Below are 24,862 nucleotides of genomic sequence, written 5' to 3'. Positions count from 1 at the left end.
GAAAAGGATGGCAACGTTTACAATGAAATTCCTATATCGGTTCAAATAGCATAACTAAAAATAAAAAACCCTCAGGAAGACCTGGAGGGTTAAGAAACGAAATATTGAATTTACTGCTCTCCTTGCTCGAGTTTTAGTACTATACAACGTAAAGGAAACGAGTCCGTTTCCTTAGTCAGGCTGTCTATTTGACAGGGGGGGAGTTCATTCACTCTTTCAGTTATTAACAGTTTTCGCCTTCTGTGGTGATCTGGTAACGCTTAATTGAACCAAGTCGCTCGTCACTACGTTCAGGGTCAATAACTGTAAGTGTTACAGAATGTGTTGCTGCTGTCTGACGTGCGGCATCTAATGTAAAGTTAGATTTTACACGACAAGCGTATAATTCTGTTTGGTATCCTTGGACAGTTCCATCTTTTTGTTCGAACTGTCCGTCATGTACGACATGGACAGTAAGAGGGAAGTCTTTTGAACCGATAGCCATCACATCAACAACCTCAGGGCGTTTATAGTTAACATAAACTTGGTCACCTTCAATGTAAGAATTAAACGTGATTTCGCCTGTAGTAGGATCTACACTATACTCATCTTTAGCAGGAGTTCCTGAGACTTTCTTTAACAGCTTGTTCTCTTTAGTAAGACGTACGGATACGTGTTCAGTCTTACTACTTGAAGAACCTAAAGTTCCTCCAAATAGTGGATAGTTTAGAGTGATTAATCCACCCTTGATGTCATGTTTCTCTTCTAGTACCCAAACGAATCCGTCAGGGTCAATGGCAGAGGCTGAGACAGGGTAGTAAATGATTACCTCGTCACCCTGAGAAACTCCACTAGCAAATGTAATATTTTTCCCATTAACCATAATATCACTTGCAGCAACAAATGCTCCTATTGACTGGTTAAAGGCCTGTACTTTAGGTGCACTATGTCCTGTAAGGATATTGTTTGTTACACTAACTTCAATTGATCCACCATTGTCTACAGCAGTTAAAGATTGGTTCTTTAACTCATATGGTAGACCTGAAACACCTTCACGTAGTTTTGAACCAAGTACTAATCGAACTAGGTTCAAATCGAATTTAGCGTCTTCCGCTGTAATATCAATTACTTTTTTACGTAATAGTGTATCAATCGGTGCTGCTGTATCTCCACCTTCGATGTCAACCATTTCCAACTGAATATCTAGTCGCATATTGGTCATGTGACCAAGAGTGATTAATTCATCACACCCTGGGATTTTAGCCATAAACTTACCGGCACCCTTGATAATCATTTTTTTGTTTTTCGTAGAAAACTTATCAAATTTTGACATAACTTTCTCCCCTTTAGAATTACTGTATATATAGTGATTATTAACTAGGATCAGAATACTTCTCTGCTGATTTATGGTACTGACCTTTTAATAAATTTCCTTTTGGTAAGTTTAAAAACTTGTCATTAACAAATAGCTGATTATACGATAAATGGAATCTCGTAGCATGTGATTATATTCCTTTGACCAGGTAGCTTTGTAAAACAATTAATGTAGATCCTAAAACGATACTGAAAGGAGTTTATCGTTTTTAGATTCTTATGCTAAATACCTCTGCTATCATTCATCGACTCAATCAATGCAAGAATAACCTTCTTCTTTCTCACCAAAGTTAGTACCTCCAAAAAGCTACCTACAATAAGATTCGATGTAACCTACTCGGTAAGTTAACGATAACGATCCGACTAACCGGTGCTAAGTCGAGCATTGGATTGAGAATCTTAATTTTTTATACCCATCTTTGTGTTAATCTGGTTTCTGATTAAGTTTTTAATCAACTTTTATTAATAAATTCATTCATTTCATGTGTGCAAATTTGTTTACTGATCACATCGTTTATGATAATCACTATACTTTCATTTTTAGGCAAGTTAACTAATGAGAAAAACTCATATTATTCACCGCCTTTCTAATTCGAATGCAATGTATAAACAAGAAAATGATAAATACTAGTAAAAATTATCCATGTATTTCCCTGTACCAACATTATAAGTTAGTGATTTATTGAAATAACAACAGACGAAATTTAAAAGTGTTAGGTAGAATTCTCGAAATTTACAATAAGGTAGATAGCTTTAGGTAGGAGATATTACTCTGTTAAATTACCTAGAATCAAGAGAGGATAAGATATTTTTTCGTTGCTTTAACAAAGAGGAGCGAATGGATTCTCAAACAGGTAAAAGGAATTGTGATGAGCGGTGAAACGTTTATTTTTTTTCTTCGTTATTTTACCGAAAATGTATTCCGTTAAGTGTTACCATAACGGTATTTATATAAATCAAAAGAGGTCACTCACTTCGCAACTATTTTGAGAGATAGAACGATTGGTATACGAGGGAGGTGAGAGACGTGGACCTTGGATTAGGTATTCTAGTTCTTTTGATGATTTCCTTAGCTGTTCGTGCTTTCTTATTTGAGATAAAATTTCAATACATTCGTAAAATATTAAAAGATAAACACGAAATGTTTGAGATTTTTTTAGATTGCCCTTTTTGTAATGGGTTTTGGACAGGTCTTTTCGGTTACTTGATTACCTATGGAATTGACTTAGTCATGATACCTTTTGCGATATTGGTAGGTTCTTCAGCCTACTATTTTACACTCTTTACAAACAATTTAAAAAACAAAGGCTAAAATATAGTGGACGTAATGGTATTTTTAACAAGTGAGTATAGAGTAAAAAAGTTACCTTGTTATCAGAAGTTATGGATGTATCCAATAGCGTATATTCTTAAATATATCGCAATTGGAGTTACATTCATGGCTGATAAGTTTGATGAGAGAGTAACCTATGAAATACTAACTAAAACGACTTATGAAGGGAAAGTTCGATCACATATTAAACTATTAACAAAGTTAAGATGAATGCTGCCATCGCTCTCTTCGCAGTAAAAATAATCTACAAGATTGTATAGTTTTGAAGGAAGGCTATATAGAGTAACGGTTAAAAGGTATACAAGAAGTACTACAGCCTAAAAATAAATTAAAATGACATAATCTACGTACCATTGGTTTTTTAAATACTTTTGAAACAAGGAGATGTTTAATAATGAAAGTAGGATTCATTTATCACACAGAAGATTATCACAAGCTCATAGAGAGGATGGCCTGGGAATATTATCAATCTTATCCAAAACGAGAAGAACAATTTCATACATTTATTCGAGATACGATTGAAATGAGTCCCAATTCTGTTACAAGTGTAGGTAATATAGTGTTAGGAGTAACTGCTTTCACAGGGCTTGAGGAATACTCAGGAGTTATGACAGACTTAATGACGTTTAAGGAAATTAATAACTTTATTCGTTGGACATTTCCTGATGCTAAGAAGAATCCTGATTCCAAAATCGGATTAATTGTTTCGATGAATATGTCGACATTCATAGACATCGACAAGAATATTAAAGATTACGATGTCAATACAGCACTTTGGAAATCTATTAAACGTTTGGTTCATCGTGTCCCAGAGCTAAGATGGATTTCTGTAGAGATGGGTAATACTGATTTAAAATTCAAAGAAAACTCAGATACCGCAATAGAAGAGCCTGAATTATATTCGCCTATCATCTTATCGGAGGATTATACGGTACTAAAAGAGAGAGGCTTAACAAACTATGAATTAGATGTCCATGCCACAATTACCATGAACTTAAAGATAGATAGAACAACAGTAATTCAAATGTATAGACAAGTTGGCATGGTAGGGGGGAGTGAACTGCCTCAACCATATGTAGAAAAAGGATGCATTTTCCCAAACGCCATCATAACTAAGTTAATAAACTGCCGACCACTTCGACAATGGAAACACTTCCTTAACCTTAGTATTACAAAAGATGCTCAAAAAGAAATTCAACTTAACATCAACTCAATAAAAAAAGTGTTTAATAAAGCTGGAATTCAATACTGGGAAGAAAAAGTAAATAACAAGCACCCTTAAAGGGTGCATTTGTAGTGAAAGAGGTTTTTTTCTCTACAAAATAAGATGTCTATTTATATTTTTATTGTTGAAATCAAGTATTCTTACTTTATTAAATTTGCTCGTATGGTGCTGTTTTGGATCAAGAAACCTGCAGTAAAGTCAGTATATTGATTACTGTTTGTAGAAGTACTTCATTCCAACATAATATAGTTTTACTGTTTAGGACACTTAAGTACGTATTCCCATGCAGAGCTATCCCCTCGACTTGACGTAATTGTAACCTTCACTTTTTTCCCATTAATTAAAGGATCATAGTAAAACTGCAATACACCGTTATGTGATACTGCCTTGGTTGTAGTCGCTACAATAGTTGTAGGGTCATTCACGTAAATAACATCCATTTTATCAGGGTATCCGTACATATCAAAGATGATTTTCACGTTACCTGTGACTGGAGGGAGAATATGAAATATCTCTTGAGAACCGAATCCGCTAGAGATGTCGTAATCACCGCAAGGATAAGGGTCTACAATTGTGCCAGATCCTGGAATAGGGTTTTCATATCCTCCTTCTACTTCCATATCCCCAGGATCCGCCGGAACTCCACAAAAGAATGTACCATCTTCAAAGAAGAATAGTAAAAGGTACATCTTGTCTTCTCCATCATAATGACCATAAGCAGATTCATCCTTCATTACTTCGTAAAGTACTTCTCTTCGCTTTGGATAAATTATTCCTTTTAAACCTTGATAAGTCCCTGATTTCATAGATGCTCTTTTTCCTATGTTTGGGTCATTAGGTGAAGGTGGTGGTGATGGAGCAAAGAATGGTGATATCCTATCTTTAGTCGTTTGGTCTAATACAATCATATTAATACCTCCGCTATATATAACTCCGTGAGATCACTCTCTAACATCTTACGTCCAATAGACAGTACCTCACCCTCACCAACTTCTATATCAATATCCATTTCAGTAATATTTTTAAGTCCTCCGGTATAAGCACCTTCTTCGCAAATAATCATAATAGTGTAACCGATTAAATCTCCTAAATCACTAAGTGGACGAGGACTCCAAGTAATATTCATGTTATCTACCTCCCAAATGTTCGTCATTTTCCCTATACACTGATAGTGACGTAAGTAAACGAAGAAATCTTTGTTATCATTTCAGCTAATACGTCCATAATTGATATGGTTATTACTTTAATCCCAGCACAGTCTACAACTTATCTAAGCAAAAGCCACAACCTAGATTTTTCCCGTCAAATAGGAGAATTAAATCTTCGTGACTTTCTTTCAAACTAGCATATGAATCATGTCTTATTCCACCTTCTGTGTATTTATTGTAATTACTATAATAATCTTTCAGGACCACTCATAATTACGGCTGCGACCACTTTGATTGACCATTATTTATCCCACATCTAACTGGCAGTAAGACCCCCACCTCAAGGTTAAGAGAATCGAAGAAGTCTAGGTGGGGGATAACTGAAAGTCAAATGTCCGATTGGTTCGGACCGACAGGATGTCGGTCACAAAGGCGTTGCAACAGGACGTTGCGTCCTTAGCCTTTGTTCTACTTCCCACCAGTGGGGGATGAGAGAAAACCCCCTCTCATGGAAGTTTCACTTTATCCTAAAATCTATAGGGTTATCAGAGTCGCTTCGTTCAATGTAAAGTACTCCTTTTTAGCAATGTTAATTATTGATAAGAACCATTTTTTTTAGCTATCAGGTTAGGAACAAATAATGTTATCTACTCCATTCGTTACTACATGCATTCATTATAGGTAGGCGATCGACTTTCACATCTAAAGGAGTGTAAATGAAATCCTTCAGTAAAAAATGTAGATCTTTAAACTTGTCTATTTTTAGTAGTATGTGAGAAATTTTAGATATTTTCATTCATAATCAACGGCTTACTTAGCAAGGATTGTGCCAGTGTAGTGAATAAATTCCTTCACAAAATATAGTTAATCTCTTTAAAGCATTACTTTTTCTAACTAAAACTAGTGAGCACTGGATGTTAAAGATACTTCCTCTCTCAAAAGGCTTGTCTATTTTTCTACAATAATGATGGATCTTGATCGAACCTATTCAACACGTAGTGGTTATTAAAACTACCAGGGCAGTGAGAAATTTACAACCTTATCTCAATGATTTACCAACATAACAATTTTCTAATTGGAGCAGTACAATGCTTAGGTGACCTACTTCAATGAATAACTAAGATCATGATTTTAACTCAAAAGTTAATAATACTTTTTCCCTATAAACATCACTCGAAATTATTAGTTATTTAGACATGAATTATTGCTATTATTGTTTAATGATGGTAGAATTTGAAAATATTAAGATATCTTTTTTACTTGATCTTCCTATATTTATGCCTATTTACAGAACATACGTTCACTATAATTGTTTTAAAAAAGGTTTTTAGAAATAATTTAAAAATAAATCGCAACAATTCCAGTACTTGTTACGATTACTAAAGTGGTCAATGTATAAATAGGTTATTTAGAACTTGAAGTACAGTACTAAAGAACTATAGTAACTGAATTACGTAATTAATGAAAAAGAATGGGGCTTTGTTGGTGCAAATGTATCAATGATGAATACTTTCTAGTTTATAAAGATTATTTTATATTCAAAAGTCAAAAAATAATAGGGGGAATTTCTAGATACTTTCAAGAACAAGTTTAAAAAAGAATTCTATCTGTAAATCCGGAATTCCAAGTCGATTATGAAAGAGACATGCTGTACAGACAGTAAACCATTCTTAAATAGGATAGTAGAAATACTGTTGCTAAAAGAAAAGTAAATACAATGTAGGAAAAGTAACATTTTATGGTTACTACAATATCTAACTAATTGAATTAAACACCACTACTTTTTTAAGCGGTAGATAAACAAGAAAGCGATTACTTCTAGTATTCACTCTATCCAGATACATGTTTTCAAGAATTGTAGTAACACTTGAGGTCAAGAACCTCTTAGTTCGTTACAACTTTAAAAGGGGGCGTGTTAATTATTCCGTGATGAAATAGGCGAAGGTTATTTTCAGGAGGTGAAATGAATGACCAACAATAATTATAAATTCCATATAATGTAAACATTTCTTAATTATGTTTGGAAGGTATACGTTGACCTCCACTTTGAGTACTAAGATTTTTTTAACTATGGTATAAACCCTACTACTCTTAGTAGGATAAAAATCACAGGAGTGGAGATGTTCTTATATAACTAAAGAAACCACTATTTAATTGTAAAAAACAATTATTTTTATGTGCATTATATAGGTAATAAAGACTAATTACTAGGAGGTTCATTTAGTTCCGACGATGATGAGGGGATCAATAAAGGGAGAGAAACATAATAAATTATGCCAAGCGATGATGACTTAACTCAGTTCGATTCATCTTTTAATGAGAAGAATGAATACAAGGAGTTGTTATGGCTTATTTAGTCAATTTTCAAAAAATACCATCATCTTAGATAAAGAAAACGTAGAATGGTAGCAATTAACAAGATGCTAAGTTTATCAATAAAGACTTCTCAATTCTCAAGGTCGCTATATTTGGGCTGTACTTTATTAACAAACTTAAAACCTTGAATCATTTTATTTAAAGAATACATAAGTTGAACGACTTCTACTTCAATATTGATTGACATTGGAAGAGACGCTACTAAGAAGTTAATCAAGGTAGGATTTATAGTCAATCACACTATTATCTACCTCAGTTTAGTCATGTCTCATAAGTTAATTTTAACAATCTATTGAGTTGATTGAATCAGTATTGATGAATCTAAACAGTAAGTCTACTAATCTTAGAAGATTAAATATCTCAAATTTCAATCGACTACAATATTTCAACATGATATAAGGGGAAATGGCAAATGACAACGGTTACTAATTCTACTAGCTTAACTATGGAAATTTTAAATTCTCAATCTCTTAAGAAAATCTTTAATTTTGAACTATTTAAAGTAAAGCCACAAGATAAGGAAGATGTTAAGCAAGATTGCATTATTCGTATTCTTAAGGCTCTAAAAACTCTAGAAGTCCCTGAGGATAAGATACCTTCTTTTTGTCAAACAATTATTAAGCGTACTGTAGTAGATTACTACCGTCAAAATAATAGAAAGATAGAACAAAACTCAATATCTGTCTTCTTTTGTGATGGTTTTGGCGATGAAGAAGGTTTTAATGATACAAACGGTATAGCTACATACACTCATGCTACTAAAGATTATGGATACGACATTTCAGATATTCGAGTAGAATTTGAAATGAATCGTACTAGATTTACACCTATAGAGCAAGACGTATTAGTGTTCATGTTGTATCACAAAGAGGGGCTTGACAAGAACTTATCTGAGATTGCAAAAGAACTACAAGTCAATAAGTCTCATACAACACGAGCGTTTAAAAAACTTCGTGAGGTGTGCAGCACTTGACTGTACATCTATCCCTACTAATAGAAACCATACCCTTTTCATTGATTATACATCTTTTCATATTCCCTGTAAATCAATGTCATGAAAAAAGTTAAAAATTATCGCAACTTTTATGATGTATGGAACGATTACTACTAATTGTACTATCAACCACAAATTACATTATACAGTATGTATTTTTTTAAATCAACCTTTTTTATTTTTATGTATTGACTTTTTATTTTTAAAGTGGTAATGAGAACTATCCCCCTCATTTCTTATATTACTATTTCATAAGCGACGCTTGTACGTACTCTCGCGCTTAAATGATTTCACTTGAATAGAATAACAAAAACTTCTTTTGATTAACGTAATTTCTACCGATTACAATCTCATGAATAGAAAAATCTCCTGCTTCATAAGAAAAAAGCGAACTTATATAGAACCCACGAAGGATAAATAATCACTGTGGGTTTTTTTAACTTTAAAGGGGCTTTTGGGGCATACCTCTTTTCCATGATTTTGTTAGTTTTGTATGCTACCTTCTTATATTGTTCATGAGGGCTAAAGGAATCCCCAACCTTTTTGTTCTCAGATTAATTTTTCATGGGGGAATATCGAGTAATAGGGGGAAACGAATATGAGTGAAAGAGAATTGAAAATTCCTCATATAGGGCAAGAAAATGATATGTCTAATATGAAGGTTGAAGATGAGGCAGAAACGAGAGAAATAAAGCAAGAACAGAATAAAGAGAAGAGACCGTTGACGAAAGAAGAATCGGATTACATGGAGAAAGTCTTTTTCGAGGAAGATGACACTGTTCGACTTCGTGACGGGATTACTTATAAAATACCTCCTCTAGGTTTACTAGATGGGAAGAATTTAATGAAGAAACTAAACACGATTGATACAGGTATTATTATTTCCAACCTGATTGCTGACGAATCAGGTGAGGATCATTTTGAGGAGTTATTAGAAGTTTTATTAATGGCTTTTAAACCATATTACAAAGAGATCACGGCTGATTATTTAGCGAATTATGTGGACATTCATACAGCTAAACAAATTATCGATATTATGATTGGATTAAATGGTATAAAAAAGTCTTTATAGACTCAAAGGAAGAAGAGAAAAAGTACGATGAAAATGCCTTTATAGATTGGGCTGATATCTTCTTTAATTTGGGTCATTACCTTGGAATGAAGAAACAGGATATATGGGAACTAACTTTACCTCAGTTAAACTACTATTTAAAAAAGTGTCATAAGCACATAGAGTTTACGGTAAAGGTTCATTCAATGGCGTTTTCCGGATTGTTTGGAAGTGGGGCATCATTTAGCGAATCTCAGGGAGATGTATCTATCAACGGAGATGGTAAAGAAGTAATTGATGGATATGAGGTAGCTGATTCTGATGATATGGAATGGTTAGCAGGTATCTTGTAATAATGATCCTGCCCGTTCCTATTTATCCCACATCTAACTGGCAGTAAGACCCCCACCTTAAGAGTAAGAGGGATCGAAGAAGTCTAGGTGGGGGATAACTGAAAGTCAAATGTCCGATTGGTTCAACTAACCATCAGTGGGGGATGAGAGAAAACCCCCACTGATGGAAGTTTCACTTTATTTGTTAGGTGCAGGATTGAGTATTTTAAGGTTGGTGAGGGTAATGTCAAGAGATGTTCTAAGACAATCAGCTGGAACAACTACTAACATATTTGAGAAGTCTATAAGGAATATACTAGCATTAGGGGAACAGCTGGAACTAATTGACGGAAGATTCGGTAAGCTAGAGCAACGTATTATTGCTATAAAGAGTTCTTTATTTAATTTGACTTCACAAACTACCAAGAGTAGAGGCAACGACGTACCTATTAAAGATTTGACAAAGAGGTTGCAACAAAACATTACAAAGGGTTTAAGAGTCACGGAAGATCATTTAGAAAAGACTTTTGGCAGTATGTATAATGGGTCTTTTAATGGAAACGGAATAAAAAAGGATTTCTCTAGTTTGGAATATGTTATGAATAATAAACTATTCTTAGGTACTAGAGAAATGATGACTGAACTTAAAAATTTAGTACAAGAAGTGAAGGTAGAGCCAGACTCTACCTTTAAACATTATTTAATTGACGAGATTAGTAAACTGAATCATGACATCGTTAGAAAAGTGATAGAACAAATTAACAACCAATTTACACATATAAAAGCCGAAGTCGACTCTCCACTATCTTCTCATCATAACAAAAAAGATCCTCTCGTTTTCAATACTAAACGTGATCATCAATTTAAGAGTTTAGGGATAGAAGAAGCAGTAATGGACATGCTGCTTCGATCAAGTGGTAGGTCTGAAATACCAATAACGGCAATTCTTCAAGCAATGAAAACTTTTAAGGCGTCTCAACCAGAAAAGTTAAAGGTCTTTCAAAACTTTATGCAAAAGGACGGCTATCAGATGAAAGATAGTCAAGGAAATATGACTCCTGATATTGAAAAAGTAGAAAAAGAAGTTGGAGAAGTGATGCTTGGTGTCAAACAGAAAGCAGGCTTGTATGCTATTGATTATGCCGACATGTCTAAGGTTTCTTCTATTGCATCTCGTGTAGCCGAGAATAAAGAAGAAGCACTTACCTTTATGGACTTTGCCTCTATGATTCATAGGTTGGATAACGAAGGAGACTTAGTCAATACAATCGCACTTGGACTAGAGTCATTAATGAAACAATTTGGGCTCTCGATTTGGCACATGGATGAAGTTGTAAAATCTTTCGGGTTGGCTACCAACATTTCTAAGACAACGACAGAAGATCTAATGAAAGTACTGATGGAGTCCGGAGCAACATTCGCTGCAAATAAAATCGGCATTACTGAGGCGAGTATGATGGTAACGAATGCATTACAATCGTTAGGACTCAGTGGAGAGGACATTGCTAATATGTTCAAAACCATTAACACACGTCTTGGTATGTCGACAGTCCATGAAAAACTATCACACTATGGTATAGATGTTTATGAACAGGATGGATCCGGTAGAAACGTGAAGCGTAAAGGGCTTGACGTTTATACCGGTATTGGAAATCTTGTTGCTAGAAATAAAATAGAAGATAAGACACTTGATGATATTTTCCAACTATCTGCTAACGGATTTCGAATAGATAAATTCCGATCTTATATTCAATCTTTTAATGACGTTGGTGTGGAAATTGGAAATGGGCAAAATATTCACGATATGATAAAAAAAGCGCTAAATATTCAGCTAGATGTAATCTTTAAGACATTATCAAAATCTTTAAGTTCAAACATCATAGATATAGAAAGAGCAAAAGTTGATTTTAACGTATCATTAACAAATGTCTTTGAGTCCATCACACCATTAATTAAGCATTTAGCTGATGTTATTGGTCATGGATCTCATTGGGTAGAAAAGAACTCAGAGGTCATGAGCGAACTAGTAGCTGCAATTAACAATACTTTTATAGGTTCAGTTCTATCTTGTTTAAATAAATCTAATGTTCATTTATCGGAAGAAGGAATGGCTAGTCAAGGCTTGTCAGGTGAGGAGCATAAAGGAGCTAAACCTGCAACACTTTTGTCTAAGGGGAAGACTCTTGGTAAAACCATTGGACGTTTTGGATGGCAAATGGCGTTATCATATGGAGAAAATTTAATTGATAATACGATCTCTGATGTCGTGAAAGATGCAGAACTTAGTCCCATTGAGCGAAAGATTCGCGACAAGACAACAGAAATAGATGTTGTGGATGAATTTACAAAAATGAAAGAGTTGACTAATGAAGGCAAGTGGGCCGGAGTCATTTATAAGGTTTTGCAGCATAGCGATAACACAATCCAAGATATATTTAGTCCTGGTAATCAATACGTAGGATATAATGATTTAGCCAATTTTCAACGCGACTTTGATAAATGGGCTTTGGAAAAATACAAGACCACAGATATAAACAAAATCGTAGAAAAACACAACGCTAACCTCAAAGAGGGCGATAGAGAGTGGACGATAGCAGATGTTACTAAACAATACAAGAAAGACTCAGGATTGTATGAAGAATTAGATGCGCTGAATGACGAAAAATTTCGGAAAGAATACGAAAAAATGAATGTAGAACAAGGGAAAAAGGATGATATGAAACGTAAATATCATCATGACAAGTCAAAGTCAGATTTAAAAAAATGGTCGAATGGCGAAGAAATTGAGTTCATATCCGACACCCTTGGGACAATGAAAAACAAACTACAAGAACTAAGAACCGAAAATGTCAAAGAACAAACAGCTGCTCTGCTTAGTGGGGTAAAATCAAATTCCGTAGAATTCTTAGCGTTAAAAAGGGAACAACTTCAAGAAGAAATGAAAGTTTATGAACACCAAAAGGAACTTTCTAAGAGAAGTATTGAAACGTATCGAGAGCAGCTTGCTGAGATGGAACGAACAGGTGAACAGTTCGAAAAGGACAAGAATGGGAGGAAAGTAACATCTAAAAAATACAAAAGTTTGCAGAGCAAACTTAAAAAAGAAGCGTTGAGAGATTTTGAGGTCGAGAAGGAATTCAGCGAGTACTATGATAACTTGAAAGTTGCTGACCGTAGAATGGCATTCCAAATCGCCAAAAGACCGATTGATGATAGGCTAGAGGATACGAGATATAATCGTCAAATTGCTGATATGAAAACGATACTGGGGACTGTAGAGAACTCTCGTCAACAATACGATGAAAAGATTCGTAATGCTCAGACAGAATTAGCCTCATTACAGAGTGAGCTAGTTTCATACCAAGACTTAGCTTCAAGCCAAAATAATGAGCCTTCTTTAGATGTTGACGGTGAGTTAAAAAATATCATTAGAAATCTAGAAAAATCAATTCTTGATCAAACTATTGAATTAAAGAACCTTCGATTAAGCAGGGCGTTGGCTTACAGAGAGGATTTAAAAGAGTTCGATGACAACCAAGAAATCGCTATGTTAAGACAACGGCTTTCTTTTGGGGGAGTGGACGCAAGAGATCCAATAATGAAACCGTTCCGAATGAATCAACTGAATAAAGAAAGGTCCCAATTAAATAAATATATTGCAGATTTAAAAGTAGCCCAACAAGATCCTAAAGCAACCGCTGATGATATTGATAAAATTAATGCAGAAATTAGGGAACTAACGAAAAAGTCTTTACTTACTCAGTTGAACATTTATCAAGAATTAAAAAACCAGGGAGGTTCGTTTAATCTTCCTGAGGGAGTTCATCCAATGTCACAGTACGACTACATGGTAAGTAAGGGTACTCATTCTAACATGACGATCCAATCGGGAATAGGCGACACTTACGTCAATATTACTTTACCTAATATTAATGGTGATACAGGAAGCAAGCAACTATCTGATATCGGTTTTCAATTAGGTCAAGGAATTGCAGCAGGCAGAAATGCAAATATGCGTACACAACTAAACGGTAACCCTTTTGGATACCGAACATTCTAATTACAAGACCCCATCTAATCATTAGGTGGGGTTTACTATAATAATTAGGGGTGAAAAGGATGGCACAACAAAAGCCGAACAAAACGAATGATGATGTTTTTAAACGTAAATTATTCTATGACAATGGAATACGTTTCGTACAAGTGAGAGGGAGAATGACGAATGAGTATAAACCACCTACTCCAAACCTAATGACTCACGCCAATATTAATTTACAATCATCAGCAGGAATCATTAGCAAAGGGACATCTCATTACTCTGTGACAATACAATTGTTGTTCACAAGTAAGAATGAATATGCTGACTGGTTACAGTTTATAGGTGCAGAGCATAAGTTCTATGACGAAAAAGGCACTATTTTTCTTGGTGTTGTAAACGGTGATTTAGATATCCGAGCGGTAGAGTTTGAGACAAAGTATCTTATTACAGTTAATTTGCTGATGATTAGAAAACAAGATTTTGAGTTTAGGCATCAGTACCCTTTCATCGACATAGAAAATCATTGGGCTCAAACTTACATTGACGAAATGCAACAAAGAGGTCTCATTTCCACTTACGCTGCTGATGGAACTCCTGTACAGTATTTCCATCCTGAGAAATGGATAACAAGAGCAGAAACAACTGCTTTTATGACAAGGACGTATAAACATATAGATAAAATGTTAAGGGGGTATTAACATGGGGGGGACTGTAAGATGGTTAGACGTCAACACTACTCAATGGTTCTATAGGAACGTATTAGAAGCAGAAAGAATATTCCTAGATTCCAAGAAGGAGGAAAAACTGTACAGTGGTAAATTGTACAATAAATTTGTAACAGGTAAAACACGTAGTGTACATAATTTCACGACAACGGAAGGACAAACAAGGTTTAACATTAGTGGTTACAAACCTGATTCAAGAGAAATAGTTATTGTTTATATTGATGGAGTTCCGACAAAACCAAGTAAGTTGGAGACGGATTTTGTCTACATCGGTCATCCAATAGCAGGTGGTAAAGAGGTAAGTGTCTACTTATCAGGCGTTCTCGATATGCACCAAGGAGATGAAACCTCTGAAAATTGTCATATTTATCCGAAAACAATCGGATGTCAAGTTCTCTATCCAAACAAGAAACTGGATATGGCTGATAAGTACGAGTTTGATTTACGATACGGACTTAATGAGATGGCTGTTTGTATGGGACAGAAACTGAGACGAGTGAATGTAGATGTTCAAGTGGGGGAGTCTATACACTCTGCTCTGATGAGGACGATAGGATATAAGCATAACTGTTTTACTATTATAAATGGAGTACTCTACGTTTCCTTTCATTTAAATCAGTTTCCGATACTTGTGAACTATAATTATAAATCAGGTGCGGTCATAAAAAATCGTCAAAGAGAAAAAGTAGTACCCTCTTCAACTTGTGCGATATACAATGATAGGTTTTTTCCGAATATTACTATACCAAGATTTGAGTTCTTTTCATTACTACAGCGTATGAGAAAGAATTTTTACAATAGGTACACTGACAGAGGATATCAACCTAAAGTGATCGATAAAACAGAAAGATATATTAAAGATAGAGAGAAATTCGTAGGTAAGTGGTACGAAGAAGATGTAGTCAACATACTTGACGAAAAGTTCAATGACGGTTGTTACGTTTTTCCACTCTACGAGGATAACACATTCCAGCCGGACGTTTGTGTAACAAGGGCTGAGGCGATTGTCTACTTGCACCGTTTTACAGAGTGGGCGTTAGAACAATTTAGATAGGAGCGGGTATTCATGACGTTTATATATGACCATCAAACTCCTTCTGTAAGTCTGATGGAAGATATTCTACGTAAAGTAAATGCTCTTGGGCACGAACCTAGAGTTGTTATCGAATTAGACAAACTATCTTACGTCCCAGGAATGAAAAGTCGGTTCGATGTAGTAGACAGAATTAGGCACTCTACCTTAGAGATTCTTAAACCAAGTATATCGATAAACGCTCCTTTAGGTGCAGAGCCGAGTGGCATGACACCGGGAGGGGAGTCAGGAGAAAGGTTTGAGTATATCAAATGTGCTTTTAGTAAAAAAGTAAAAGAATTTAGCCTTCCGAAACAAGCCTACTATTTCATGTTAGCTATAGCGAAACATGAAACAGGATTTGGGACTTTAGGACAAGGTAGGCCGGAGAAAGGAAGTTTCATTGTTGGGTATGGTTGTCCGAACAAATGTGATTTTACTTATTCGGGGATAGAGACTCAGGCACATTGGGCGTGCAAACGATATGCAGATGCAATGAAGAGCAAATACAATGGAATAAACGCTAGAGGCTATATGGATGAAAATGACATTGATTATTTTCATCAAGGTGGAGATAAGGGCTATAACAAATGGGTATGGTCAGCAGATGGGGCGAATTGGAAAAGTAAAGTAAAAAGTTATTACGATGCTATACGCACGGAAAACTCTCATAAGTGGAATTGTGGGACAGACGCGTTAGGGCTTATCAGCAAGCATTCTCAAACTTTAGTAAAAGATGACTGTGGATGTGACAAGGAAGAAGTGTACACTGTCCAAGAACAAAAGATGGCGATAAGCGCCAACTCATCTCCGTCAAGTATCGTGTTCCCAATAGAGAGTATCAACCTTCAAAACGGTGCGAAAGTCTCGTCACATCATATGAAACATAAAGGTGGTCGCCGCAATCATAAAGGAATAGACCTTGTCCACACGACACAAGGAAAGGTGAACGGGATGTGGGTTGTGGCAGCTTATGGAGGACTCGTAACAAAAGCCTATAAAAGTCCTTCTTACGGTAATTGTGTCATGATTCAACATGAAAATGGGTATATGACGGTTTATGCACATATGCAAGATGACTCCTTGCAGGTACGCGGTGGACAATATGTTAATGCTGGTACTCGGTTAGGTAAAGTAGGGAATACAGGGAACTCTTATGGGGCTCACCTTCATTTCGAGCTTTGGAAAGGCAAGTGGGTGTATGGAGGAAATAACCATATAGACCCTTACCCTGTTTTAACAGGTGAACAGAAAATAGGCATTGTTTCAGGAGATACTGTTGGTGGCCCCGTTCAAATCATCCCTAACGTAAAATTTAATAAGTGTTTTGATAAGGATGCAACGCTTGATGGTAATTGGATTGATCGCTCAAACCTTAAACACTTCACTTCAGTAAAAACAGCAGAGAAGTACTTAGGCTTTAGTGGGAATGTTCCGAAAGGTTCTGTTGCAGGATTTGGGTACAAGCATCATTTTTCTACTGATGGTTACTTTGAATATTCCTTTTATGCAGATCTTGGTGAAGGAGATTCAGTTACGGTTGCTTATGATGGAGAGATTGTCAAAACTTATACAAATAAGGATAATACGACCCATCCTACATTTGAACCGCCAATCCATGGAAAATTTCATTTAGATGGACAAGCAGGGATTAACTCTCATATTCTTTCGTTTACTTTTGAAAATGTTAGTGGAAAAGGAGAGTTTGGATTAAAGTGTTTTAAGGTCACAGAGGTGGAGGCAACTTACGGAACAAATGTTTCAGAGGAATATACTACTCGTAAGAGAGATGTATGGTTGGAAACGGGGGCATTTGTCTACGATACAACTTTTACCATCGAGGATGATATTAAACAGTGGGAAGTGAATCACCATTTTGACATGAGAGTTGCAACGGCTCGATTTACGTTAAACAACCAATATGGCATCTACTCCCCGCATTATGAAAGGACAACCATTTTTCCTGATAATCTGAAGGAGTCCGAGATGTCTTATTATGAAGGTGGATCTATCCAACATGTACTTAGTGAAGCTACTCCAGTGCGCATCTATGCAGGTTATGGAGATAACTTAGTCCGAGTATTTACAGGGAGAATTAAAGGAGAAATTGAACAGGACTCAGAGGAACGTACGATCACTGTTAATTGTGTAGATATGTACAATACCTTAGAGGAGCATGTGTTTGACAGAGAATTAACCTTCCCTAGAAGAGATGAGATTCATGGAGATGAAGTAACCCCTTTAACAGCGTGGGTTAAATCTGCTATCGTTCACAATATCGTGAATGAATCAGGGCTTATTGGTTGGCGATTGCATGAGGATGATATCCAATATCCTGATGCTATTATTGAAGAAACATACTACATTGACATCGACAGGGGAGGGAAAAGGGCAGTTGTATGGGACGCAAAGAGCCAGCAATATATAGAAAAAAGTATCGACACTGTCCAGGATCCCCATGGATATAAAAACCCTTATGTACAGGCAATCGACTTTGAAGAAGGGACGAGAGCATCTGACGCAATCGAAGAAATAATCGGCGATATTATGTATCGTGCTTATTGTGACAGGTACGGAACTTTCCGATTAGAGAATATTAGAAATCTAGCGGTAAGTAATGATAAATGGGAGTTCATTGATGGAGAGAATTTGCAGTCCCTTACTTCATCTATCGACCATTCACGTGTTCGCAATCATTTGATTATTGAAGGAAATCGAGGTCAAGTTGAACACTTTCTTGACCAAGAACTATATATAGCCTTAAAGGGGAATATAAGGACTGCTAAGATTGTAGCTGATTGGATTGACGAATCAAATGGTGCTTCAGCTAGAGGAGTAAAAGAAGATGTAGTAAATAAACTATTCTTCGATATGAAACGACAAGCGCGTAATTTTAACGTAGTGGTAAAAGGCAATCCAATGATTGATGTGCTTGATGGTTGTTATATTTATGATAAGAGTACTTCCTCAGCAGGTTACTTTATTGTGAAAGGCAATCGATTAGTAGGCAGTAAAGAAGGGATGGTCAATTTCTTAGAATTAACTTGGGAAGATACAGTTACACACAAAGTGACATCATAACAGTAATGAAGAGAGTATTCCGCCATGGCGTTAGGAATACTCTCTTTTTCTTATAATGAAGTCAGAAAAGCAGGTGATTCTATGACACAGCGAAATTTTATGAACGTAAACGAAGTGTATCCCATCCTCGATATGATTAACCGTAAAGTGGGACAAATTAAAAGAGGTTCTTCTCACAACTTTGAGAGTCCACTGTTGAATGATGGGAATACTTTAGACTCTTCACAATGGCAAGTAGAATCTTTTGAGGTGATGAGGGATCATGAAAACGATATTGACCCAAATGTGATTAAACAAGTGATGATTATTTATCGCAATGGGGCAATTGACACAATCACGCTAACGAGAGGACTTACTCCTCCTGTAGGAGCGGATATACCAGACCATGAGTACATCAATCACCTTATGATTGTCGAAGTGATGATTGCTACGCAATATATGGGGAAATATCAAGAAGTAATTGCCAAAATATTCAAAGAACATGGATATGGTAACTTCCAACGAATTGAACTAACGTACGACGACGCAGATTGGTTCGTGGATGAACAACCTCCAGCTATTGACGACGGGTACGAAAATCCTAATGACTTCTATGACGGCGGTGGTTACAGCTCAGGCCATGATCCAGAGGTAGATGAGGCCGAGGACTATGCAGACAGTCATTATACTGCGAGTGATGAAGTTACACCACCTGAGAGTGGATGGGCAGATGGTTACAATCCGTCAGACCCTACAGATTATGTGATACAGTGAAACGTTTATCCCACATCTAACTGGCAGTAAGACCCCCACCTCAAGAGTAAGAGGAACGAGGAGGTCTAGGTGGGAGATAACGATAACTGAAAGTCAAATGTCCGATTGGTTCAACTAACCATGAGTAGGGGATGAGAGAAAACCCCTACTCATGGAAGTTTCACTTTATCAGTGGGGTTTCCACTAACTTCTTTGCTCTCGCACTGTCCATCAATGGCGGGATAAATAATGGAAAAGGGATCGTGAGGTGGCAACATGAGTTTTGGTGCAAATGTAGTTGTTGGTGGTGAGTTAGATAGGGTTGGTCAGGTGGGGCGCTTAAACAGTGGTAGACTTGACTATCCTTTCATGCCGACCATGACTGAGCCTTACATCAAAGGGAAGATGTTAGAAGTTTTAGGTAGGATAGACAAATTCGATGTACAGTTTATTCCTGAGTTTGATATAGAGCTCGTTTCCGTTGCTGTAGGTGCTTCAAGATACCATGCAACAGATAATTGGAGTCTCTTTATTGGCGATGATCATCAGAACAATTACATTTTTGACGAAATTTATACGAAAGACTTGCCTGAAGGTGCTTATCTCATGGCAGTAAAAACGGTCGAGAGAGGAACCCCAATTACCTTTAGGTTTGATAATCGGGGTGGACAAGCAAAATATGTTTGGGTTAATTTCCAATGTTTAAGGAATAATCCGAAACTGCAGGAGAGTGAATACAATGCCTTGGATTGAAGAAACACTTAGACATGATCGTTTCCTAGATGATCTGTTTCATAAGGTATTTAGGAGATTCAAAGATAAAAAAGATAACTATTGGTGGCAGGACTTTAATACCAAGGTTAAAAAAGTAGATGTATATAAAATCACTTTTGAGAAAGGCCTATTAGTGAAAGATGAAAATGGCTACAGACTTCCAAGCATACCTCAGGAAGGTATGATATGTATTACTCGTCATATTATTTTGAGACGCTGGGATAATGAATATTTAGCGTTTGCACAATCAACGGGTGCATTTAAAATCTCTACTATCGATTTACCTACTGATAAGGGCGCACTAATGAAGAGATTCGTAGAAATATATAAAGCATTTTTGAACTATACAACGGTTTATAGCTATACGTTAGATAGTTATGATGGATACACACACGCCCAGACGAGCGATGGAAAAGCGACGCCAATTACAATTCTTTGCGACGATAATGGAGAAGGAGTTTTAAAGGCTAGTCTTGATATAGAGTTTTACAGTGAGAATGAATACTACGAAGATATGAAACAATCTCCTATCATTACGATGAATCTAAAAGCGGATACAGGTGACATGATAGGATCTATCGGAAAATTAAATTACCGCACAAATACAAATTGGTGGGCTGATTCCCTTATTCAATTACGTGGAGTGTTCGATGAGACGAGCTGTTTTTTTACTTTAAAAGTAGATTCGGCACCTACTTGGGAAGACAACAATGTCACCCTTGTTCCATTTTTTTTCGGAAATCTTGTTATGAAGGACTCTACTAAACGGAATGAAGGCCCGATAGCTTTGTTAGGTGGAACACAAGTAGGTAAATTTTTTGACTTCGACAGTATCGATGAAAAGGTTGAAACGTTACAACCGATTACAAGAAATTACGTCCATCACCCTTCTAACGGTATAGATTCTATTATGTTAAAAAAGACAAAGTATGGTGCAAGATACCAGGCGCATTATTTAAAATGGAATGTCCCTTCTAATTTTATGCCCCCGACTCGTGAAGAAATTAGACTGATGAAGAATGCTATTGGTACAGAGAAAGAAGAGGAGTTTGCACGTAAATATCCACGGGCATGGAACTATTTACGGTTCGGTTACTACCAGTATGATTTCCATCCTTCTAGATACAGCGAGAAGGTTCATGCTTCAAGAGCACATGTGATACATCCTGAAGATGGCTCTGTTGGCTATATTCCAAATATCGTCTTACTACCAACCATAAATGTAATGGAAGGTGATAACCTACGATTCCCTTATTGGTGTGAAACATGTGATGAAGAACCATATCATCCTGAAGCACCAGAAGATATTCCAGAGGATGAATGGACTCCATTCCCACCTGGAACAGGAGACAATGATGGAAACCCAGATGAGGAAAAGCCATATACCCCACCTTCGCCTGATAGATTCTCATATCATTGTGACTATTCAATAGATGCGAATACGGTTAATGACGATTATTGGGAAATGACAGAATTAGCACAACAATTTATGATTCAGCATCGACAAGGATTAGGGAGAAGATTAAATAAAGGATTTTGGGAAGGACGGAATGATTGGATCGAGTTTTTCACAGATGGAAGTAATTTTAAAATAGAAAGATCGAAAGTGATAATAGAGGATTTTCATCAATTTTTGTGGATGTCTTTACAAGAAGTACAAAGTGGTAAAGAAAATGTACAGGATACATGGGGTCAATTCAAGAAGTGGTGTGACACGGAATTGAACTGCCTGACAGATTTACAAAAAGCATCTCTGTTCATGACAACTAAACTAATGAAACCAGTTCTTTTTCATCATAGTTCTGAAGGTTTTTTACAAGGTGATATTTTAGATAAAATGGCCTCATTTATAAAAATGATCCCTAACGTCGTATATGATTGGATCGATTTTAATGATGTGGAAGAGGAAAGTGATAGTGGAGGTATCACAGGGGCGTGGGCACTAGACCAAAACCATCTGGTAGAACTAGAAGATGGTAGTAAAGAAAACATTTTTAAGGCGCTCAGTTCAATCGTTAATTTCGAGCCTCAGATGTTGCTGTACACAATCACATCGGCAAATGCCCATAGACCATATGATTATATGAAACCAAGTACAGGTTTTGGAAGTAGGGTGATTGGTGGAGAGTATATGGAATATTACAAACCAGAATTTAATGAAGAAAATTATTTGCCGTATGTTGCAGCAGAAATAGCTATCCACGAATTGGGACACTCAGTTTCTTATTATGGTTTTGACAAGTTTGGCAGTATACTACACGATATGCCGGAATGGCTAGATATAAGTGGATGGAAAAAGAAAAGTAACGGTCAGTATATTGAACTAACAAAGAGTAAACCAGGAACAACGCTAGATAATGGAAAACTGGCACCTGTCTCTGATTACGGATGTTTCAAACCTTCTGAAGATTTTGCAGAAGCATTTACAATGTACGTTATGAATAGACGTTATCTGAGAGACAAGTTTAAAGCTAAACATGATTTTATTTATAAACAATTAGAAGCGTTAGGATTTACCAACTTATTATAAAGGGGCAAAAGACATGATTCTAAAGGTAGCAAAAGGTGATGATGTTGTTTTTATAGATAATGAGGGAGAAGTATTAGGAAAAGTGAAGGTGAGTGGAGATCAACCACTTGCCGAAAATATTTCCTTTGTATTGAATCAGGCGACGGAAATCAAGTACAGAGGGTTCTTAAAAGGGATTCCCGAAGAGTTAGTGGTAAGAGACGAGAAAAAGCCGCCAAAAATGAATAAAGCAAAAGACTTGTATTTGAAAGATTACTTTATTCGTGACTTAAAGCTACAAGGATTTGAAGTAGAAGTGATAAAAGAATAGAGGTGAAAGAGTATGGCGTTAACACCAATTCCTGAGTTGGATATGGAACAGAACGTTGGATTTGACGGTGACGACACAGCTCCAATTATTCATTCGATTAGATGGAGGCACTTACCTTCAAGATACATGTTTAAAGATGTTAACGATGTAATTTCCTACCATCAGCATCATCCACTCGTGATTGACATTAAAGCACATAGTGTTTCCTATTTAGATATTCATTTTCTTAAAGGGATAGGGATTGCGTCTGCTAAAGCCTACTTGCGCTTTTCTAGGGCTACTGATGCAGTTCTTATAGAAGAACCATTGCAGTATGGAGAAAAAGGGACCCTCTTATCAATAAAAGATGATCCAAACAACGAATCTTTACTGACCATGAAAGGAATATCCTTTACCCAAAAAGACTTAGGCGATGGGACACCACTATACGACTTTATGAGCATGGCTGAGGAAGGGATTTATGAGGTTTGGATTGAGGTAAAAACAAACACAGGTAATGAACTACATCTAAGGATTCCCTTTCAGTGGTCTAATTTAATCGCTACCAATCCTGAGGAAGAACCCTCTGAAGGCGAGGAACACCCTGAGGAAGAAAATCCGCCTTTAGAGGAAGAGGAAAAAACCGAGACTGTCGATGAATACTACGTAACGATTATTGAAGGTGACTCCCCTTTTACAAAAAGACCATCCACCCATTTCCGTATGGCGGGTGTAGGAATGTTGATGAACCCAGCCTGTTTCAAAAGGATTGAAACACCTAAGCAGCCACCGATTGGGAAACCTTCTGATGATGTCGTTATTGGTGACACGCCGGTTCCCTCATGTTCGTTAAAGATCCATCCTCAAAGTACTACAAAGTCAATCGGTGAGTCAGTAACGTTTACTCTTAAACATGCGAACAATTCTGGCATATTAAGTATCGAGTCCTCTTTCGACGCAGCATCATTGGAAGAAATAGGCGAGGGTACATACAACATTTTAAAAGAAGGAACATTTCCTATTACATTTACGGTTGTTTATCAAGATGGACAGGAATGTGTTGTGGCAGGAACGGTCGTTGGAAAGTTTACGTGTGATTTGACGGTAGATATGGTAACAGGTCCCACAGTGGAAGTTGGCGAGACGATTGAAATGAACTTCAATCACGGAATGAATATAGAGCATGTGACAGACATTACTGTCGATACTCCTCCAGAAGTCACTCAAAATGGAGATAACCAATTCACTAGCAACACAGCAGGTGTCTATTCTGTTAAGGTGATTGCTACATATGGTGAACATGTTTGTGAGAAAACAGTAACGTTGGAGTTCAAGGAGAAAGAACCGGATAATGTCGTCGCTTGTGGAGACCAAACGAATGGAAGTAAAGGATATGCTGAGTTTTTTCATCCTTCTACTGAGGAAGGGATTTACTATATTGAATACGATTTCGATGGTGCGCCAGACACTATGAGAGTGTTTGCAGGAGATACTTTAATTTACAACACAGGATCTAAGGTTTATAAGGACGGCAGTCCATTCGCCTTTTATTACAAGCCTTCTTTTGGCAAGCTGCGAGTCGTGATGAATGAAGAAGGAAAAATAGATTCTATATGGCGATATACAATGTATTGTCCAAGTAGTGATATACCAACAGAAGTAATTGAACATGCACCGATCGTAAACGAAGACATGATGAAGAAACCGACCGCAACTAAATGAACAGATGAAACGATAACTATGTGTAAGAGGCGGGGGAATAACCCCCGTCCTTCGTTATCATGAAAAATGAGAAGAGAGGTGTTGTG

General features: G+C 36.5%; 17 protein-coding genes. 14 read left to right on the top strand and 3 right to left on the bottom strand.

What is annotated here, in order from left to right; translation table 11 throughout:
• Nucleotides 1-223: 223 nt before the first annotated feature.
• Entirely contained in the window at nt 224-1,312 is a 1,089-nt protein-coding gene (locus J2S08_RS10355; RefSeq protein WP_307229252.1) for a hypothetical protein, read from the bottom strand.
• 1,068 nt (nt 1,313-2,380) lie between these two features.
• Between J2S08_RS10355 and J2S08_RS10350 the strand changes: the two genes are divergently transcribed.
• Nucleotides 2,381-2,665, top strand: coding sequence for a hypothetical protein (locus J2S08_RS10350; RefSeq protein ID WP_307229250.1), 285 nt, complete (start codon nt 2,381-2,383; stop codon nt 2,663-2,665).
• A gap of 415 nt (nt 2,666-3,080) precedes the next feature.
• Entirely contained in the window at nt 3,081-3,968 is an 888-nt protein-coding gene (locus tag J2S08_RS10345; protein WP_307229249.1) for a hypothetical protein, read from the top strand.
• Between the two features lie 194 nt (nt 3,969-4,162).
• Here the strand turns inward: J2S08_RS10345 and J2S08_RS10340 are convergent, their stop codons facing one another.
• A complete protein-coding gene (locus J2S08_RS10340; protein ID WP_307229247.1) occupies nt 4,163-4,819 on the bottom strand; it encodes a hypothetical protein in 657 nt (218 codons plus the stop codon).
• Nucleotides 4,816-5,037 carry a hypothetical protein gene (locus J2S08_RS10335; RefSeq protein ID WP_307229245.1) on the bottom strand — a complete coding sequence of 74 codons (222 nt, stop codon included), beginning with the start codon at nt 5,035-5,037 and terminating at the stop codon, nt 4,816-4,818. The genes J2S08_RS10340 and J2S08_RS10335 overlap by 4 nt, the downstream gene beginning before the upstream one ends.
• Before the next feature lie 2,810 nt (nt 5,038-7,847).
• Between J2S08_RS10335 and J2S08_RS10330 the strand changes: the two genes are divergently transcribed.
• The 12 genes from J2S08_RS10330 (at nt 7,848) to J2S08_RS10275 (ending at nt 24,776) form a co-directional block, all read left to right on the top strand.
• Nucleotides 7,848-8,408 carry an RNA polymerase sigma factor gene (locus tag J2S08_RS10330; protein WP_307229243.1) on the top strand — a complete coding sequence of 187 codons (561 nt, stop codon included), beginning with the start codon at nt 7,848-7,850 and terminating at the stop codon, nt 8,406-8,408.
• 667 nt (nt 8,409-9,075) lie between these two features.
• Entirely contained in the window at nt 9,076-9,501 is a 426-nt protein-coding gene (locus tag J2S08_RS10325) for a DNA polymerase III subunit gamma/tau (protein WP_370875667.1), read from the top strand.
• A gap of 185 nt (nt 9,502-9,686) precedes the next feature.
• Nucleotides 9,687-9,833, top strand: coding sequence for a hypothetical protein (locus tag J2S08_RS10320; protein ID WP_307229239.1), 147 nt, complete (start codon nt 9,687-9,689; stop codon nt 9,831-9,833).
• A gap of 223 nt (nt 9,834-10,056) precedes the next feature.
• The gene (locus J2S08_RS10315; protein ID WP_307229237.1) at nt 10,057-13,872 is read left to right on the top strand and encodes a phage tail tape measure protein; all 3,816 of its coding nucleotides are present in this window, start codon (nt 10,057-10,059) and stop codon (nt 13,870-13,872) included.
• A 59-nt stretch (nt 13,873-13,931) separates the two neighbouring features.
• Entirely contained in the window at nt 13,932-14,549 is a 618-nt protein-coding gene (locus J2S08_RS10310; RefSeq protein ID WP_307229236.1) for an S-layer homology domain-containing protein, read from the top strand.
• Between the two features lies 1 nt (nt 14,550).
• Nucleotides 14,551-15,630, top strand: coding sequence for a hypothetical protein (locus tag J2S08_RS10305; protein ID WP_307229234.1), 1,080 nt, complete (start codon nt 14,551-14,553; stop codon nt 15,628-15,630).
• Between the two features lie 12 nt (nt 15,631-15,642).
• A complete protein-coding gene (locus J2S08_RS10300) occupies nt 15,643-18,729 on the top strand; it encodes a M23 family metallopeptidase (RefSeq protein WP_307229232.1) in 3,087 nt (1,028 codons plus the stop codon).
• A gap of 81 nt (nt 18,730-18,810) precedes the next feature.
• Nucleotides 18,811-19,482: a hypothetical protein gene (locus J2S08_RS10295; protein ID WP_307229231.1), complete on the top strand. Its 672-nt coding sequence runs from the start codon at nt 18,811-18,813 to the stop codon at nt 19,480-19,482.
• Between the two features lie 255 nt (nt 19,483-19,737).
• Nucleotides 19,738-20,214: a hypothetical protein gene (locus J2S08_RS10290; RefSeq protein ID WP_307229229.1), complete on the top strand. Its 477-nt coding sequence runs from the start codon at nt 19,738-19,740 to the stop codon at nt 20,212-20,214.
• Nucleotides 20,201-22,765: a hypothetical protein gene (locus tag J2S08_RS10285; RefSeq protein ID WP_307229226.1), complete on the top strand. Its 2,565-nt coding sequence runs from the start codon at nt 20,201-20,203 to the stop codon at nt 22,763-22,765. The genes J2S08_RS10290 and J2S08_RS10285 overlap by 14 nt, the downstream gene beginning before the upstream one ends.
• 13 nt (nt 22,766-22,778) lie before the next feature.
• Nucleotides 22,779-23,075: a hypothetical protein gene (locus J2S08_RS10280; RefSeq protein WP_307229225.1), complete on the top strand. Its 297-nt coding sequence runs from the start codon at nt 22,779-22,781 to the stop codon at nt 23,073-23,075.
• Nucleotides 23,076-23,087: 12 nt separating this feature from the next.
• Nucleotides 23,088-24,776, top strand: a complete 1,689-nt coding sequence (locus J2S08_RS10275; protein WP_307229223.1) for a hypothetical protein — start codon at nt 23,088-23,090, stop codon at nt 24,774-24,776.
• Nucleotides 24,777-24,862: the final 86 nt, after the last annotated feature.

The sequence above is a fragment of the Bacillus chungangensis genome, from assembly GCF_030812995.1.
In the GTDB taxonomy this organism is placed as follows: Bacteria; Bacillota; Bacilli; order Bacillales; family Bacillaceae_C; genus Bacillus_CF; species Bacillus_CF chungangensis.
The sequence above is the reverse complement of the archived record's forward strand: the minus strand, read 5'-3'. Positions and strand labels throughout refer to the sequence as shown.